The following is a 16,634-nucleotide window of genomic DNA, read 5'->3' as shown; positions in this document are numbered from 1 at the left end:
ACACATGCCCATGATCATGTAAATGCAGCGAACCACTTCCACTGTGACTGATCGCTAACCCTTGATTTTCTAAATGCTTTGCCTGAACAGGCTGTACTGTTACAACTACAATAAGAGCTAGGGGTAACAGGAGCTTGAGTCTTTTCAAACCACGGAATGGAAACATATTGAGCTCAATTTTTTGGAGGATAAAACTTAAACTCAGTATCCGAAACCTTTTCTTTTGTATGGATCCAATACAGACCTTCAACAGGAATAATTGCAACCAAACCTTCGCTATCGGCATTAACGGAAACAGTATTGACGATAAGTTCTGCAATGCTTTGAGCATATTCTGATGAGGTGTATATATCCACTTGAAGGTGCTCAACTAGATCGGTCTGACCATAGACCTGATTGTATACTCCATGTCCACGAACATTGTGGATTGTATAGCCACACACACCGGCCTTCAAAAAAGCAGCCTCTAGCTTACTTTTCTCCATCTCATTAAAGATAGCGCTGACTTTTTTCAAACTCATGACACAACCTCCAGAGAAAAAGAAATGAGGGCAAGCCCTCATTTCAAATCAAATACGATCAATGCATTGGCATATCTATTTGAGACTGATGCTCCATCATTTGTTTCATCATTCTTTGCATCATACCCATTTGCTTTTGCATCATACCCATACGTGAATCCATATGAGGGCAAGGCTCTTTATCCCCCTTGTAATCCCCCATCATTCCAGAACCATGCATCATATCCATACCCATTCGCATATTCTTCATATGCTCATGCATCATTTCCCGGCGCTTTTCGGGATGCTTGTTGCTCTGGATCTCTTTCATTAAATCTTCAGTTTTCCCCATATGATCATGCATTTTCATCATCTGGGAGCGCTCACCATCCATGCCCTTCTGCATCCCTTCACCCTGCTGATGTGCACTAACAGAAAAACCTACGCTCATCAAAACAACACTAAGCATTCCTACCATTAAACGTTTCATTACACGCTCCTTGATTGCAATTTTAAAACGACCTTCCACAATCCTGCATAAATTCCATCAGAATCGTGCCTAGAACCTAGTAATCAAATTTAGACCTTCCAGTAACTGGAAGGTCAATAACGAGGTATAAAAAGGGTCGCTTTAAACCCGTTTATTGATAAAGATCATTTTTTGGAAGGAATACGACAAAATCCTTGAGAAGGCACATCTAACGCACTGTTAAATTTACTCGACATATTCTGAAAAGCGATCAGCCCTGTTAATTCAACAATGCCATCCTCATCGTAATACAAACGCAGCCTTGTCATTAGCGTATCTGTAACTTGCCTGTCGCTAAACGTGATTGAATCTACATAGTCTAAAACTAGACGTTCATGTTCATCGAATAAATCACTTTCAGCCCATCCGAATAAAGCTTCTAGCTTTAATTCATCCCCTGCACGTTTAGCATACATATAAGAATTCACATCAACACAAAATTCACACCAATTAATCTGAGAGACTCTCACCGTAATCATCGATCGCAATGAAGGGGTGATTGCTGACTTTCTTGAATCTAGCGCACCAAACAACAAAGCAACTGAAGTAAAAAGCCGGGGGATACGAGCCCAAAGCAATGCTGGTTTGAGAACCATGCCGTATTTACGGTTTTGATTCCAAAAGAATGGCCGAAGATAGAACGGATAATCCTGAAGCTTCTTAGTACTAATTCGCATTGAATTCTCCACTATTACTTTTTATGGCAGCTCCAAGGCTTATGCGTAAGGTTGTCATGCACATTTTGATCCACAAACCTGTAATAACCTTCTTTAAACCTTGACCACCAATCATGACAGATTTCTATTCCATGCTTCGTGATCACCTCTTCCAAACTATCGATGCAAAGGCGTGTTGCGTCATACTCCAGAATGAATACCTTTTGCTCCGGATCAAAACTCACCTCATCAATGCCGTAGAGCTGATCGATCTCCTCAACTGCTGCACAAACCTGCTCATCCGAAGCTTTTTCAACCTTCAGATGTCTCTCTACAAGATTAGTTTCCGATACCCCTAAACGATGCTCTTTTTTCACGATACAACTCTCCCAATTTGCGGAATAAACCTCGGTGTAGTCTCTTTGTATACTTCATATTCGCCACCAAATTCCGCTAAAGCGATGCCTTCCTCATACTTTGCTAACCGCACATAGACAAAGACCAAGATAGGGAACATCACTAGGGTTGGAATCGTTGGCCATTGCAGTAAGAAGCCAAACATGATCAGTACAAATGCCAAATATTGTGGATGTCTACACCGCGCATACCATCCGTCTTTCGCTAAACGATGCTGCTTCTGTGCTTGATACAATACATTCCAAGCCGAAGCTAAAATAAAGAAGCCAATGACAATCAGTGCATTGCTCGCCAAATGAAGTGGGTCGAAATGGGGATCACCTTCGAACCCCAGTAACGTATGCAGAAGATGACCATTTTCATGGGCATAGAAATCGATTTGTGGATAGATTTCACTCAACCACCCCGAAAGGAAATAGATCGTTAAGGGGAAACCATACATCTCAGTAAAGAGCGCAATGATGAAAGCTGAAAATGCTCCCAGACTACGCCAATCCATTTTGCTTTTAGGTTTAATAAAACTAAACGCAAAAAAGATAAAAACAGCAGAGTTGATAATAACCAAAGACCACAATCCATAATCATTGCTCATGTTTGTGCTCCTTTTGATTGGCTTCTTCTCTGGCTGCTTTTAAACCCTCAATGTAACCTTCCCGGTAAGCATCGTTTTGCTCAGTCTGTTCGACAAAGTTCTCATGCCTATGTTCTGGAGAAGGGCTAGCCTCTTCCTCCTGCTTAGCGTCGTGCTTATGCTCCCCGTGATTATGATTACCATGCATAAACAGGTGCATCAACGGACACATCAGTAAGAACAGATAGGGTAGAAAAGGAAAAACATGCTCTGCATGTTCAACTAGCAGAAAATAGCCTGCAACGGCAATCATCAGTAATGCCGCGAATCCGCTTTTAGAACACCAGAATGAAGATTTCTTACTCATCGCTCGGTCCCTCCACAATCAATTCGCCCCGGTACATCTGCATCTGACATGAAAATGGATATTTACCGGGTGTTAAAGAGTCAAACTTTATCTCTCGCGCCTTGTTTAAGGGCAGCTCTTCGCTCAGCCCTAAGTCATCAAACTGTACAATGGCCGAGCAAGGCGAGCCGTCTTTACGAACAAAGCTGAGGATAATAGGTTCGCCTGCCTGCACACGAACCTGTGCTGGGCTGTAAACCCCGTTCTCAACCGTTATAGGGACCGTGCCTTTGGTTACTGCTGTAGTACTTGGTTTATAAAGCCAAAACCACCAGATGATTAAGCCGATTAATACGAAACCTAATAAATTAATTATCAACATGATGCTAGCCTCCCTGATTAATGCTCTGATGCTTTAAACAAACGTAAACGGTTGGCATTACTGACCACCGTGAGCGAAGAGAACGCCATTGCAGCCCCGGCAATAACCGGGCTCAGCAGTAGCCCAAAGAACGGATACAAAACACCTGCGGCAAACGGGATACCTGCAACGTTGTAAATAAACGCACCAAACAGATTTTGCTTAATATTGCGTAATGTCGCTTTACTAATAGCTATGGCATCAGCCAACCCATGTAATGAGCCACGCATCAGGGTTATGTCAGCACTTTCAATCGCCACATCAGTGCCTGTACCAATGGCAAACCCGACATTGGCCTGGGCCAAGGCAGGCGCATCATTGATACCGTCTCCAGTCATACCTACGATCTCACCTTGGGCCTGAAGCTCTTCAACCTTGTTGGATTTATCCTCAGGCAAGACTTCTGCAACAAACTCTGTAATACCTACTTTTTCTGCAACTGCCTTAGCTGTTGCTCGGTTATCACCGGTAAGCATTACGACACGTATGCCATTTGCTTGTAGCCGTTTGACTGCCTCTACTGAGTCTTTTTTGATCGGATCAGAAACTGCAATAATTGCGGCAAGCTGTCCATTGATAGCCAAGTACATAGGGGTCTGTGCTTCTGATGCCATACGCTGCGCACCAGCGATGTGATGGTTGATAGAAATTGACCGTTTTTCCATCAACTTTTCATTACCAAATAACAGGGTGCTTCCATCCACTTCACCTTCCACGCCATGTCCAGCAATCGCGTTAAAGTTCGTCACTTTAGAAAGGGTAAATCCTTGGGCTTTGGCTGACTCCACTATAGAAAGCGCTAAGGGATGTTCCGAACCGGATTCCAAACTTGCCGCTAAACGAAGAATGTCTTCCTCTTTATGATCGCCGGTCAACTGGATCTCAGTAACCTGAGGGCTACCTTCAGTTATGGTGCCGGTTTTATCCAGAATCATGGCGCTGATTTGAGAGGCCGTCTGTAAGGCTTCACCATTGCGGATCAATACACCCGCTTCAGCCGCTTTACCCACACCCACCATCACCGACATGGGTGTAGCCAATCCCAAGGCACAAGGGCATGCAATAATCAAAACGGTTGTTGCTGACACAATAGCGAAGGCCACGGCAGGTGCAGGACCAAAATTTAACCAGGCCAATGCACTGAGAATAGCTATGATCATCACAACCGGAACGAAATAGCCCGATATCACATCCGCTAAACGTCCTATAGATGGTTTAGAGTTTTGCGCCCGTTTAACCATCTCAATAATTTGTGCCAGTGCAGTATCTTTACCAACACGTGTTGCTTTGAATATCACTGTTCCAGATTTATTGATGGTACCTGCAACAACTTCATCTCCAGTTGCTTTCTCAACAGGCATTGGTTCACCCGTCAACATGGATTCATCAACAGAGGTACTACCCTCAATAACAATACCGTCAACAGGGATTTTTTCTCCAGGGCGGATTCTTAATTGGTCATCCAGGACAACATCCTCAATGGGAATATCAATCTCTTCACCATCTCTAATGACTCGTGCATTCTTTGGCTGCAGGCCTATCAAGCGCTTAATCGCTTCTGAAGTCCTGCCACGCGCCTTTATCTCAAGGGCTAAACCTAGATCGATTAAACCAATAATCATTGCAGTGGCTTCAAAGTAGACATGTCTTGCCATCAGAGGGACTGCATCCGGGGCAAATACAACCACCATGGAATAGATCCAAGCGGTACCAGTACCTAATGCGATGAGGGTATCCATATTGGCACTGTGATTTTGAAAAGACTTCCAGGCACCTATATAAAAATGGCGTCCTGAAAAATACATAATTCCTAATGTTAGAAGGCCAACTATGGCCCAGGCAATACGTTCCATATTGGTGGATACAGTCATCTCACCGATAAACAACCCGTAGATCATTAAGGGCACGCCTAAAGAGAGGGCAATCGTCATCTCTCTCATCAAACGGTGATAGTAAACTGCTTCAGACTTTTCTTTCTCATCCAGTAAGTCTTGATCGTTTTCATCAACGAAACTGGCTCGATAACCCACACTTTCAATAGCGCGGATCAAATCATGATCAACCACATCACCCGTCACAAGTACTGTTCGTTGAGCAAAGTTCATCGATGCTTTCTGTACGCCAGTTACTTCTAACAACGCACCTTCTATCTTTCCTACACAACTAGCGCAACCGGCACCATCTATTAGCAGGGTTTTCTCTATGTTTGGGCTGTTGGAACTCATCCTGATCACCTATAAGGCACTGTAAATCGCTCAATAGAAATTTTAAAAGAGCATTTCTGTGATCAGGATAGACCTTCCTGTTGATGTAAGGTCAAGGGGGGACAGGGTAAATGAGGCAGGAGTATACAAATGCAGTTCAGCAGAACTTTACTCTGGTCCCTATCTGGTCGGATCGGCAGGGATAAGCATGTTATTAGGGGAAGCTACGTGCAATGAAGAGTGATTTTGCACTGCTGTAATTACCAACATTTTCTAGCCAGATGCAACAATATCCTTCTCGATACAATTTCTCTTACAGGGATTGAAAATCCCCGTGTCGGTGGTTCGATTCCGCCTCTGGGCACCACTTCCTAGTTTGAAATCTCTCTTTTTTATTTAGATCTTCCAAGATTGATTATCTTTTGGCGTCATCGAACCTGGTTAGATTATTCGCTTCGCTCACCCTTCGAGCTATCGTCGTTGCACTCCGATGTGTGAATGCCTTCGGCATTGATCCGCCTCTGGGCACCACTTCCTAGTTTGAAATCTCTCTTTTTTATTTAGATCTTCCAAGATTGATTATCTTTGGGCGTCATCGGACCTGGTTAGATTATTCGCTTCGCTCACCCTTCGGGCTATCGTCGTTACACTCCGATGTGTGAATGCCTTCGGCATTGATCCGCCTCTGGGCACCACTTCCTAGTTTGAAATCTCTCTTTTTTATTTAGATCTTCCAAGATTGATTATCTTTGGGCGTCATCGGACCTGGTTAGATTATTCGCTTCGCTCACCCTTCGGGCTATCGTCGTTACACTCCGATGTGTGAATGCCTTCGGCATTGATCCGCCTCTGGGCACCACTTCCTAGTTTGAAATCTCTCTTTTTTATTTAGATCTTCTAAGATTGATTATCTTTGGGAGTCATCGAACCTTGTTAGATTATTCGCTTCGCTCACCCTTCGGGCTATCGTCGTTGCACTCCGATGTGTGAATGCCTTCGGCATTGATTCGCCTCTGGGCACACTTCTTAGGTGAAACTTCCTTTACTTCGTTTTGTAGACTTCCCAAGATTAATTTTATTTGGCTGTCCTCACTCAAATTAGATTAGTTGCTTTGAAGACTCTAGCTGTTGCCGTAAGCCAACTAAGTGCTTTCTCCCTGATTATTTAAGGAAGTGCGCAATTTCCAACCCTTTCATTTAATGATATAGATACAGTCCCACTATAAAAAAATATAAATATCAGGGACTTTCTTCGTGTTAAGGCAGACATCACTACTCACCTATATCACGTCATTAATCTTATTAGCATTAAGCTTTGTTTCCCAAGCTAATGAGATACCACTGACGCAAGAAGAGAAAACATGGTTACTCAACCATCAGAAAATTCGCGTCCATAATGAGGTGAGCTGGGGCCCTTTTAACTATCACGAATTCGGCCGCCCTAAAGGCTATTCTGTTGAATTTATGAACCTTTTGGCAGAAAAGCTCAGCATAGAAATTGAGTACGTAACCGGCCCTACTTGGGGTGAATTCCTAAATATGCTGGATCATAAAGAGCTTGATGTGATGCTTAACATCATCAAGACAGACGATCGCAGCAAATACATTCTCTTTACCGACCCCTATGTAAATAACCCATCAGGAATTGTGGTCCGAGACGACAATCGCACAGTTCGAGATCTGAGAGATCTGAATGGCCGCGTTCTTGCCATCCCCAAAGGTTTTTTCTATCAAGAAATCATCGAAAAGCACTTCCCCGGCATTCAGTTATTACTCCTTAAAGACCAAGTAGATAGCCTCAAAGCCGTAGCTTTTGGTCGCGCCGATGCCACCATGGGTGGAATTGCCGTGCAAAACCACTTAATCCGTAAACACCTAATGAGTAACCTCAAGGTCGTCGGAGGTATTGATGATCCTCGTTTTGCCAACCTTTTACGCATCGGGGTACGCGATGATTGGCCTATTTTCCGCTCCATTATGCAGAAAGCGATTGAGTCCGTTACCAAAGAAGAGAGGGATCGGCTAAGCCGTCGCTGGCTAGAAGGCGGATTACAAAGAACACAGACTCTCCACCTAGATAAAGAGGAACAAGAATTCCTCGCTGCCCACCCAGTACTTCGGGTACATAATGAGATGGCCTGGCCTCCTTTCAATTACAACGAACAGGGCAAGCCCAAAGGTTTTTCTATTGATGTAATGAACCTAATCGCCAAGAAAACCGGTTTTAGGATCCAGTATGTCAGTGGTCCTAACTGGAATGACTTCTTGGCGATGACTCAAGAACGCGAATTGGACATGATGCTGAATATCGTTAATACAGCAGAGCGTCGTAAATATATTCGTTTCACCCGCCCTTACGCAGTCAATCCAAATGTAATTGTCAGCAAAAAATCCGCTAAATATGAATCGATTGAGAGCCTATTCGGTAAAACAGTGGCCATACCAAAAGGCTTTTTCTACGAAGAGATCCTCACCAACGAATACCCACAAATCAAACAACACCTAGTTACCGATGCCATCGAGAGCTTGAAAGCTATCTCAATTGGTAAAGCCGATGCAGCACTGGGTGAAGCTGCTGTTTTTAACCATCTGATCGCTAAAAATTTGATGAACGATCTTACCGTTTCAGGTGAGGTCGATGTGGGCAAACCCGATCTAGCAAACCTACGCATAGGTGTGCGTTCCGATTGGCCTATCCTGCAAAGGATTATGGACCGTGCGATTGAATCACTGACAAGAGATGAAGTCGCAGCGATATCTCAGCGCTGGATGGGTAACGAGAACTATGTCGCAAGACCCGGCAGCGGCCTTAGCCTAACCTCCGCTGAAAAAGCCTATTTAGAAAAACAGCCTGGCATAACTTTTTGTGCCAATCCCGATTGGATGCCCTTGGAGCAAATAGGTCCTGGAGGAAGACATGAAGGGATGGTTGCCGACTACCTCAATTTAATGGCTGATCGAATTGGTATAGGCATGACAATGCTACCCACTGAAAGTAGCCAACTGTCACTGGAATACGCTCAGGACAGACGCTGCGACATCATGTCCGCAGCCTTCGAAACACCTGAAGCTAAACGACAATTAAACTTTACCAAGCCCTACCTGCGTTTGCCTTTAGTTATTGCGATTCAGGAAGACTCTCTATTCGTGGACGGCCTCAAATCTCTCAAAGATAAAACGATAGGCGTACCTAAGGGATACGGCTTACTTAAAAAACTGCAACAGGACTATCCAAAGATAAATGTCATTGAAGTAGATAGCGTTGCTGACGGTCTTCGCATCGTTGAGGAAGGACGTATTTTCGGTTTAATCGGGGCGATAGCTCCCGTGGGTCATGCTATTCGTAAACATCGCTTCCTGAATTTAAAAATCGGCGGACGTCTAGATGAGGACTGGAAACTGGCAGTAGCCATACGTAACGATAGCCCTGAACTTCTTTCCATGTTCAATAAGGCCACAGAATATATAACCGAAGAAGAACACTCCAAAGTATTCCAACGCTGGGTATCGGTTAAATTTGAACACGATGCAAATTATGAATTGATCTGGAAACTCGTCTTTGCCGCATTGTTTATTATCACAATTATCACGCTATGGAATTGGAAACTATCTCGACTGAATAAACAGCTGAAATCAGAGATAAGCCTGCGTGAAGCAGCAGAGCAGCAATTGAATCAGCTTAATGAAAAGCTCAATAGCAAAAACACTGAGCTATCCATCCTATCGACAACCGATGCGCTTACTGGGCTAAACAACCGTTTGCACATTGAGTTATTACTGGAAGAGGAGCTATATCGTCTCCAACGCTTCAAACACCCGCTGTCTATTTTGCTATTGGATGTCGACCTATTTAAAAAGATTAATGACCAATACGGCCACCTCTGTGGCGATGCTGTGCTGAAAAAATTTGCACAAATACTACGAGAAAACACTCGTAAAACAGATAAAATCGGTCGTTGGGGTGGTGAAGAGTTTATGATTCTTTTACCTGAAACAAACGCACAGATGGCTTACCGATTAGCAGAAAAGCTTCGCACCGCCATCGCAGCAGAAATGTTTGAAGAGGTTGATCAAGTGACTGCCAGCTTCGGCTTAGCTGAGGCAGCCATTGATCACTCTCCAAGAGAGTTAATTCAAATAGCTGATGCCGCACTGTATCAAGCCAAAGAGCTCGGGCGAAACCGAGTTATCAATGGTGGTAGCGTTGAAAGTGCCTGACTGACTATCCCAAGGTACTTAGGGTCGCAAAATAACATCGTCCTTATTTTGCGGCCTTAATAACTTCTACTTTCCTAAGAACGCTAAACCCATTCATTCTTTGACAAAGCTCAAAACTCGCGACCAATGTCCCCCTTGAGCCCTAATACAATTTTATCTAGTATGACCACTCAAATATGACATTTTTATTACAGAAAACTCTAATATTTGAAACTCAGCAAGGTAAAGGTTTCTCTATTGCTCAAAAGTCAGAATAACCCATTATTGATACTAATATGCTTACTGTTGTTATCGACAGAAGTACTTTCTGCCTTTTGTATTTGCCAAACTTCTACATCATACGAAAACTTATTCGCCGAACCACACCCTTGTCAGCTCAATCTTCATGAAAGCCACCCTGTAAACGTGGCCATTGAGAATCATCTTGAAAACTTGCAACTCGATGATATTCCTAATTCGACATCGTTTTACCAACCTGTAGCCGTTGTCACTCGTCACTTTTCACAAAGTTACAGTTACTCTAATTCCATCCGAATAGATCGCCCTCCGCAGAGACAATCCTAAGCTCCGTCCAACATCGGATAGAGCTACTTAGATAAAACCTTGGACTGAACGGTTACCTGTTGATTGGTAATCCTATACACGCATTTCAAAATGCAAACACAGTCCCTCTGCCCGCTAGTCGTTAGATCACGACTAGAAATACACCCATTAGATGTCAGGTGTTGATATGACTATCAAAAGAAAACTGTTACTAATTTCACTGTTCTTTATCGTTGGTATGCTCCTAATTATGGGGAGCAACCATTACTCTCTGAACAACATTAGCCAACTGAAAAATTCAACGCTGGAGCTCAGCTATGTGCAGCAGGATTTACTGAATTTAAGACGTAACGAAAAGGATTTTTTCGAGCGTAAAGACCTAAAATATGTACAAAGATTTGACGCTGGAGTCACTGCACTAGAGCAACGCTCACACGCATTAGAAGAGTTAAAAAAGGCGTTAGGGCTCAGCGCTAACCATGACAAATTTCAGCAATTACTCACAACCTACAACGAGCAATTTAAAAATTTTGTTAACACCCAAAAGGCACTTGGATTAAGCAAAAACGAAGGGGCCTTAGGCAAGCTTCGAAGCTCCGCACACAAAGTCTCTGCTGCACTAGAGGAGCAACCAGTCTTCCAAAATACGCTGCTGTCTTTACGCCGCCACGAAAAAGATTTTATGCTGCGTAAAGAAGCAAAGTATGTCAGCAGTTTTAACGACACGTACAACTCTCTGACAATTCAACTAGAACAAAACAGCCATCTCTTTGGTGCGCAATTCACGCAACTGAAGTCAGACTTAGTCTTGTACTCTGCAACCTTTAATCAATACGTTCAGCTGACTGAAAAACTAGGCACCTCTCACCAGAAAGGAATCCGCAAGGATCTACGAAACACCGCACATGAACTCGAAAAAGAACTGGCTGACTTAGCTGCAATACAGATACCGGAAGTACAACAGCATACTCAAAGCCAGCAAAACATCATGCTGGTTATGGCCCTGTTGATTATCATCGTCGGTTTTACCGTCACAACTATGACAGCCATGAGTATCCAAAAACGCATCGCCCTAGTCGCCTCTGCCATGAAGAAGTTAGGCCAAGGGGATGCTAACCTGAAGCAGAAAATCTCCGTGGATGGTAATGATGAGATCAGTGACGTAGCAACAAACTGTAACCAGTTTATTGAGAAAACCCGATGTGTTGTATCCCAGCTGTTACTCAATGTTGAACAACTGAAACATGTTGAGTCCCAGCTTAGTTCTGTAGTCACTCAGGTAGATACAGATAGCCGTAGTCAGCACATCAGTACCGAAGATATGGCTGCAGTGGTTTGCCAAACTCGCCAATCAATCTCAGAAGTGGCGCAAAGCGCTGCAACAACCGCTCATGCTACGTCGGAAGCACAGGAGCAAGCCAATTCAGGTCTAATTACCACCAATCAATGTGAACAGAGTTTTAAAGCGTTTGCCCGAGATGTAGAAGATTCCTCCACCACGATTAATCGTTTGAGTGAACAAACTAGCGACATATCCAAAGTACTGGTAGTCATTAGCGATATTGCCGATCAAACGAACTTACTGGCACTTAATGCTGCAATTGAAGCGGCACGGGCAGGCGAGACAGGGCGCGGCTTTTCTGTAGTCGCGGATGAAGTAAGAGATCTCGCTAAACGAACCCAAAATTCTACCCAAGAGATACAGAGCATTATTCTTAAACTGCAAGATAGTGTTGCTGAAGCAGTGAAAAAGATGGCCAGTAGCCAAACAAATGCCATTAAAGGTGTCGAGCAGATTACAGAGCTCAACCACAAGCTAGTAGAGATTGATAATGCCGTAGCCAGCATCGCTACCATGAGCGAGCAAATGTCCTGCGCAACGCAGGAACAACAATCCTCAGCAGAACGACTGGGTAATAATATCGAACAAGTCAGCCATGCAGCGACACGTACAGTGGATGGAATGCTGGTCCTTAACCGCAGCCAAGATGAGCTGTCTGGGTTAGTGCAAGAGATACAACGAACCTGTGGGGCTTTCCGCTGCTAGGTTATATTCGAAGAGACAGGGCGAACAGCTACTGGCTATCGCCCCGTTTCAATAAAGCGGCTTTACACCATCGACGCAATTGAATCATCGATCATTGCGACCAAGTCATCTTCATCCGGTGAAACACGCGCATATACACGCAGGCCGATAAGCTGCATTTGGATATAGCGAGCAAGGCGGGCAGCATCTTTTGAGGAATCGACCTCGCCTGCTGCTTGCGCTTGTTCAATCAGTTGCGTTAGGGCCTGTTCTACAGCCTTCAGAAGCCCCTTCGCCTCATCTAACAATTCACCGTTTTCCTCTGTCAGTTCAGCAATCGCTTTTACCAACATACACATCTCACTAGGCGTATCCTCTCTGCAATTCAAAACCACGGTTTTGATAAATGCTTTGAGTGCTGCAAGTGGAGATTCAGACGTCTTAGTGCTCTCCGTTAATCGCGCCAAGCTAGTTTTTGCATAGTGATTTAGGCTCTCTTTAAACAACCCCTCTTTACTACCAAATGCGGCGTAGATACTGCCTGGACGCATATCAATATGGTCCTGCAAATTACGCATAGACGTAGCGTGGAAACCTTTTTCCCAGAAAAGATTCGTTGCCTTATCCAGCACCTCAGCACGGTCATGTTTCAGAGTATTAGCCATGATTAAAACTTTAGATTGAACATTTGTTCAAATTTTAGCTTGAACAAACGTTCAAGTCCAGCTAGGATGAAGCGCATGAACGAACGTTCAATTTAATATTACAATTTTTAAAGGTACCGCAGTTTTATGAACGCACAGTACACCCCACCTAAAGTGTGGAAGCATGAAGAGGAAAATGGTGGCACGTGGGCAAGTATCAATCGCCCAGTATCAGGTGCGACTCATCAAGCTGAGCTGCCGAAAGGGAAACACCCACTGCAACTGTATTCGATGGGGACGCCTAACGGCCAGAAAGTCACCATCATGCTTGAAGAGCTGCTAGCAGCAGGCGTTAACCAAGCAGAATACGATGCCCATATGATTCAGATAGGTGAAGGCGATCAGTTCTCTTCCGGCTTTGTGGATATCAATCCCAACTCTAAGATTCCAGCCCTTGTTGATAACTCAGGCTCAACGCCAACTCGTGTATTTGAATCAGGCGCCATCTTACTTTATCTCGCCAAGAAGTTTGGTCATTTCCTATCAGAAGACCCCAGCGAACAGACAGAACAACTAAATTGGCTGTTTTGGCTACAAGGTTCTGCGCCCTATCTAGGAGGCGGATTTGGACACTTTTACGCCTATGCCCCAGAAAAATTCGAGTACCCCATAGACCGCTTCACTATGGAGGTAAAACGTCAGTTAGACCTGCTGAATAAACAACTGGCGGACAATACCTATATCGCGGGCGAAAACTACTCCATTGCCGATATTGCTATATGGCCTTGGTACGGCGAACTGGTCCGCGGCAACCAATACAATGCCGCCACCTTCCTTGATGTCGACAGCTACACCAACCTGCAACGCTGGGCCGAGCAGATCGCGCAAAGATCAGCGGTACAGCGAGGCCGTATTGTAAATCGCACTTGGGGCGAAGCTTGGGAACAACTGCGCGATAGGCATCAAGCTGCGGATATAGATCAAGTTCTGAAACTAAAGCCCTGAATAATTACTACAAGCCATCTCAATTTACGTTAACTCAACAGGTTCAAAACGCTTATGCTTAAATTCTATTTTCACCCAACCCCTAATCCAATGAAGGTCGCGCTTTTTCTTGAAGAAGCGGGACTAGAATATGAATTAGTCCCTGTGGATACTTTAAAAGGGGAACAACACTCTCCGGAATACGCGGCCATCAATCCGAATAAAAAAGTACCTGCCATCGATGATGAAGGCACAAAGGTCTTTGATTCCACAGCGATCCTTCTCTACCTCGCCGAAAAACATAATCTATTTCTGGGAGATGCCGAAGATAAGGCTAAATTACTCTCTTGGTTGATGTTTATCGCATCAGGCCTTGGGCCTTATTCGGGTCAGGCGGTGCATTTCCAGCGCGCTGCACCTGATAACCTACCTTACGCGATCAATCGATATCGCCGTGAAGCAGCTCGCCACTATCAAGTGCTGGATGATCAATTGGCGAACAACACTTATGTCACGGGTGATAAGTACACCATTGCAGATATTGCTGCTTGGGGCTGGATTGACCGTGTGCTACCAGTTTTAGGCGAGAACGAGTTGGATAAATTCCCTAACCTATCACGCTGGTTCAAAACAGTAGATGCCCGCCCAGCGGTTGCAAAAGCAAGAAGCATCAGCGGTGATATCCAGTTTAAATCTGAAATGGACGAAGAAGCGAAACGCGCTTTGTTCCCGCAGAACTACTAAGCTCCGGTAAATTCAGAACAGAGGATAATCGATACAAGATTAGCCTCTGTTTATTTCGTGCTTTAGGCTCTTTCCCTTTACACCCTGAAAGCACTCACCGTTTGATTCAGCCCTTCCGCCATTCTGGCTAGATCTAAACTGGCCTGAGAGGTTTCTTCCACACTGGCAGCATTCTGATGACCTAGATCGTTAATATCGGTCACAGTTCGGGTGGAATCTTCACTTACCAGACTTTGCTCTTCAGCAGCGGTCGCTATTTGGCTCATCATATTGTTAATATGGCTTAATTGATCGACCACTTTCGATAGGGAATCCGTTGATTTTTCAGCCCCTTCAACCAATGAAATCGCTTTCTTTTGGGTTTGCTGCATAGAGTTCACTACGCGTGTTGACCCATCTTGCAGTCGTTTAATAATCTCAGAAATTTCAGCTGTAGAGTTTTGCGTACGAGAAGCCAGTTGCCTTACTTCGTCGGCCACTACCGCGAATCCTCGCCCTTGATCACCTGCCCTGGCCGCTTCAATAGCTGCATTTAGCGCCAATAGATTTGTTTGTTCTGCAATATCCGAAATCACCTGCAAGACAGTACTGATCTCTACGGTGCTGCTATCTAGATCTTTCACCGTATCCGCTGAGTTTTGCAGCTGATTCGATAACTCAGTAATACTCTCAACCGTACCAATTAAGATATGGTTACTCTCCTGCAGCTCGCCGTCGGCCCTGTTAACCGAATCATTTACCTCATTAATGTTATGCGCCATCTCATTTGATGTGGCGCTCATCTGCTGCATAGATGCAGATAGTGTATCGGTCTGCATTTGCTGGTTTTGCACATGACAACTGCTTTCCGACATCGCTGTAGCAACTTCCTCTGAGGTCGCGGAAAGCTGGCTACTGATTTCAACGATTTGACCAATCGATTTCTGTAGTTCTTGGCGGGTCACCTCCTGAGACTCCAACATTTGCGAGATCTCATCGACACCCGTGGCCTTAACATCATGGGTTAAATCCCCATCCGCTATATGCTTCATGCCTTCCACGGATAATTTAAGGCGACTGGTAATATTGCGAGTGATTAGAATACTCAGCGAGATACCGATGGCTAAAGCTGCGATCAGCGTTACCACAATGTTGGTCAGCGCTGATTTTTCATGAGCCAATGCTGTCTCCGAAGCCTCAAGAGTAAATTTTTCTATCTCCGCCAATAGCTCTTCAAGGTGTTTAGTTAACTGATCTGCAGCCTCTTCAACTTGAACCGCCAGTGCTTCTGAACGATCAAATTCTCTGTTCTTAATCGCCTTCATAGCAGCGAGGCCATAATACTGGAACTCTTGGTGCTCTTTTTCAATCGCTTTTAACTGTTCAGCTAGCATTGCGAACTCATCTAGTTCACTGGCGTAGACTTTTGGAATCAGCCCACCACTCTTGCTCTGGGACAAGTCGATAATCGCCGAGAGCTGCTTTTTGGTAGATCCAATGTGTTTATCTACTTTGAGGCCAAATTCAATAAACTTGTCTTGTTCCTTTGAAAAGCTGTCCTGATAGCTACCACTGCTTTGACCATTCTCGTTCTTCAACAACCCAACCGTTCCGAAATGAACTGCACGTTCAAAATGAATAGTTTGCTCAAGCTGGTATTCCGTTATTTTGGTCATCTTCTCGATAAGCGGGATATCTTTGTGAGCAATACTATCGAGTTCTTTGCCTATCTGATCCATAGATACGATAGCTAGACCTGAGATAATTAATAAAAGGGAGAGTAGAGATACAACGAGCAGAGCGATTTTTTTGGAAACCGACATTTGATTTAGCATGGCGACTAAAACCTCTT

At 44.3% G+C, this 16,634-nt stretch carries 14 protein-coding genes and 1 tRNA gene; 5 read left to right on the top strand and 10 right to left on the bottom strand.

The features are described 5' to 3' along the window. Positions 1-173: 173 nt before the first annotated feature. The 8 genes from ACMXYU_RS00710 to ACMXYU_RS00675 form a co-directional block, all read right to left on the bottom strand. A complete protein-coding gene (locus ACMXYU_RS00710) occupies positions 174-521 on the bottom strand; it encodes a P-II family nitrogen regulator (protein ID WP_415887421.1) in 348 nt (115 codons plus the stop codon). A gap of 58 nt (positions 522-579) precedes the next feature. Further along, positions 580-990 (bottom strand): hypothetical protein, encoded by a 411-nt coding sequence (locus ACMXYU_RS00705; protein WP_415899739.1) that lies wholly within the window; start codon positions 988-990, stop codon positions 580-582. 164 nt (positions 991-1,154) lie between these two features. Beyond that, positions 1,155-1,706: a carboxymuconolactone decarboxylase family protein gene (locus tag ACMXYU_RS00700; RefSeq protein ID WP_415899738.1), complete on the bottom strand. Its 552-nt coding sequence runs from the start codon at positions 1,704-1,706 to the stop codon at positions 1,155-1,157. A 14-nt stretch (positions 1,707-1,720) separates the two neighbouring features. Beyond that, the gene (locus ACMXYU_RS00695) at positions 1,721-2,062 is read right to left on the bottom strand and encodes a cation transporter (RefSeq protein ID WP_415899737.1); all 342 of its coding nucleotides are present in this window, start codon (positions 2,060-2,062) and stop codon (positions 1,721-1,723) included. Next, positions 2,059-2,694: a methyltransferase family protein gene (locus ACMXYU_RS00690; RefSeq protein ID WP_415899735.1), complete on the bottom strand. Its 636-nt coding sequence runs from the start codon at positions 2,692-2,694 to the stop codon at positions 2,059-2,061. The genes ACMXYU_RS00695 and ACMXYU_RS00690 overlap by 4 nt, the downstream gene beginning before the upstream one ends. Beyond that, positions 2,684-3,040 carry a DUF2933 domain-containing protein gene (locus tag ACMXYU_RS00685; protein ID WP_415899734.1) on the bottom strand — a complete coding sequence of 119 codons (357 nt, stop codon included), beginning with the start codon at positions 3,038-3,040 and terminating at the stop codon, positions 2,684-2,686. Before ACMXYU_RS00685 ends, ACMXYU_RS00690 begins: the two co-directional genes overlap by 11 nt. Continuing rightward, positions 3,033-3,401 carry a cupredoxin domain-containing protein gene (locus ACMXYU_RS00680; RefSeq protein ID WP_415899733.1) on the bottom strand — a complete coding sequence of 123 codons (369 nt, stop codon included), beginning with the start codon at positions 3,399-3,401 and terminating at the stop codon, positions 3,033-3,035. Before ACMXYU_RS00680 ends, ACMXYU_RS00685 begins: the two co-directional genes overlap by 8 nt. Positions 3,402-3,418: 17 nt before the next feature. Beyond that, on the bottom strand, positions 3,419-5,665 hold the full coding sequence (locus ACMXYU_RS00675) for a heavy metal translocating P-type ATPase (protein WP_415899731.1): 2,247 nt from the start codon (positions 5,663-5,665) through the stop codon (positions 3,419-3,421). 255 nt (positions 5,666-5,920) lie between these two features. On the opposite strand from ACMXYU_RS00675, the gene ACMXYU_RS00670 reads away from it, so the two are divergent. The 3 genes from ACMXYU_RS00670 to ACMXYU_RS00660 all read left to right on the top strand — a co-directional run bounded on the left by ACMXYU_RS00670 (position 5,921) and on the right by ACMXYU_RS00660 (position 12,452). After that, positions 5,921-6,011, top strand: a tRNA-Ser gene (locus ACMXYU_RS00670). A gap of 887 nt (positions 6,012-6,898) precedes the next feature. Continuing rightward, complete coding sequence (locus ACMXYU_RS00665; protein ID WP_415899729.1) at positions 6,899-9,862, top strand: transporter substrate-binding domain-containing protein; 2,964 nt, start codon at positions 6,899-6,901, stop codon at positions 9,860-9,862. 730 nt (positions 9,863-10,592) lie between these two features. Then, a complete protein-coding gene (locus tag ACMXYU_RS00660; RefSeq protein WP_415899727.1) occupies positions 10,593-12,452 on the top strand; it encodes a methyl-accepting chemotaxis protein in 1,860 nt (619 codons plus the stop codon). Positions 12,453-12,514: 62 nt separating this feature from the next. Here ACMXYU_RS00660 and ACMXYU_RS00655 read toward each other — a convergent pair whose 3' ends face one another. After that, positions 12,515-13,096: a TetR/AcrR family transcriptional regulator gene (locus tag ACMXYU_RS00655; protein ID WP_415899725.1), complete on the bottom strand. Its 582-nt coding sequence runs from the start codon at positions 13,094-13,096 to the stop codon at positions 12,515-12,517. A gap of 126 nt (positions 13,097-13,222) precedes the next feature. Here ACMXYU_RS00655 and yghU point away from each other — a divergent pair, with 126 nt between their 5' ends. Further along, on the top strand, positions 13,223-14,080 hold the full coding sequence (gene yghU, locus ACMXYU_RS00650; RefSeq protein WP_415899724.1) for a glutathione-dependent disulfide-bond oxidoreductase: 858 nt from the start codon (positions 13,223-13,225) through the stop codon (positions 14,078-14,080). Positions 14,081-14,134: 54 nt separating this feature from the next. Continuing rightward, entirely contained in the window at positions 14,135-14,803 is a 669-nt protein-coding gene (locus ACMXYU_RS00645; protein WP_415899722.1) for a glutathione S-transferase family protein, read from the top strand. Positions 14,804-14,880: 77 nt separating this feature from the next. On the opposite strand, the gene ACMXYU_RS00640 is transcribed toward ACMXYU_RS00645, so the two are convergent. Beyond that, the gene (locus ACMXYU_RS00640) at positions 14,881-16,605 is read right to left on the bottom strand and encodes a methyl-accepting chemotaxis protein (RefSeq protein WP_415899720.1); all 1,725 of its coding nucleotides are present in this window, start codon (positions 16,603-16,605) and stop codon (positions 14,881-14,883) included. Positions 16,606-16,634 lie beyond the last annotated feature (29 nt).

It is taken from the genome of Neptuniibacter sp. QD48_11, from assembly GCF_047778095.1.
GTDB lineage: Bacteria > Pseudomonadota > Gammaproteobacteria > Pseudomonadales > Balneatricaceae > Neptuniibacter.
The sequence above is the reverse complement of the archived record's forward strand: the minus strand, read 5'-3'. Positions and strand labels throughout refer to the sequence as shown.

What these genes read in the sequence shown, in the direction of transcription:
- ACMXYU_RS00660 (WP_415899727.1), top strand. Translation starts at nt 10,593, where the DNA reads ATGACTATCAAAAGAAAACTGTTACTAATTTCACTGTTCTTTATCGTT.
- ACMXYU_RS00645 (WP_415899722.1), top strand. Translation starts at nt 14,135, where the DNA reads ATGCTTAAATTCTATTTTCACCCAACCCCTAATCCAATGAAGGTCGCG.
- ACMXYU_RS00700 (WP_415899738.1), bottom strand. Translation starts at nt 1,706, where the DNA reads ATGCGAATTAGTACTAAGAAGCTTCAGGATTATCCGTTCTATCTTCGG.
- ACMXYU_RS00680 (WP_415899733.1), bottom strand. Translation starts at nt 3,401, where the DNA reads ATGTTGATAATTAATTTATTAGGTTTCGTATTAATCGGCTTAATCATC.
- yghU (WP_415899724.1), top strand. Translation starts at nt 13,223, where the DNA reads ATGAACGCACAGTACACCCCACCTAAAGTGTGGAAGCATGAAGAGGAA.
- ACMXYU_RS00710 (WP_415887421.1), bottom strand. Translation starts at nt 521, where the DNA reads ATGAGTTTGAAAAAAGTCAGCGCTATCTTTAATGAGATGGAGAAAAGT.
- ACMXYU_RS00655 (WP_415899725.1), bottom strand. Translation starts at nt 13,096, where the DNA reads ATGGCTAATACTCTGAAACATGACCGTGCTGAGGTGCTGGATAAGGCA.
- ACMXYU_RS00705 (WP_415899739.1), bottom strand. Translation starts at nt 990, where the DNA reads ATGAAACGTTTAATGGTAGGAATGCTTAGTGTTGTTTTGATGAGCGTA.
- ACMXYU_RS00640 (WP_415899720.1), bottom strand. Translation starts at nt 16,605, where the DNA reads ATGTCGGTTTCCAAAAAAATCGCTCTGCTCGTTGTATCTCTACTCTCC.
- ACMXYU_RS00690 (WP_415899735.1), bottom strand. Translation starts at nt 2,694, where the DNA reads ATGAGCAATGATTATGGATTGTGGTCTTTGGTTATTATCAACTCTGCT.
- ACMXYU_RS00675 (WP_415899731.1), bottom strand. Translation starts at nt 5,665, where the DNA reads ATGAGTTCCAACAGCCCAAACATAGAGAAAACCCTGCTAATAGATGGT.
- ACMXYU_RS00685 (WP_415899734.1), bottom strand. Translation starts at nt 3,040, where the DNA reads ATGAGTAAGAAATCTTCATTCTGGTGTTCTAAAAGCGGATTCGCGGCA.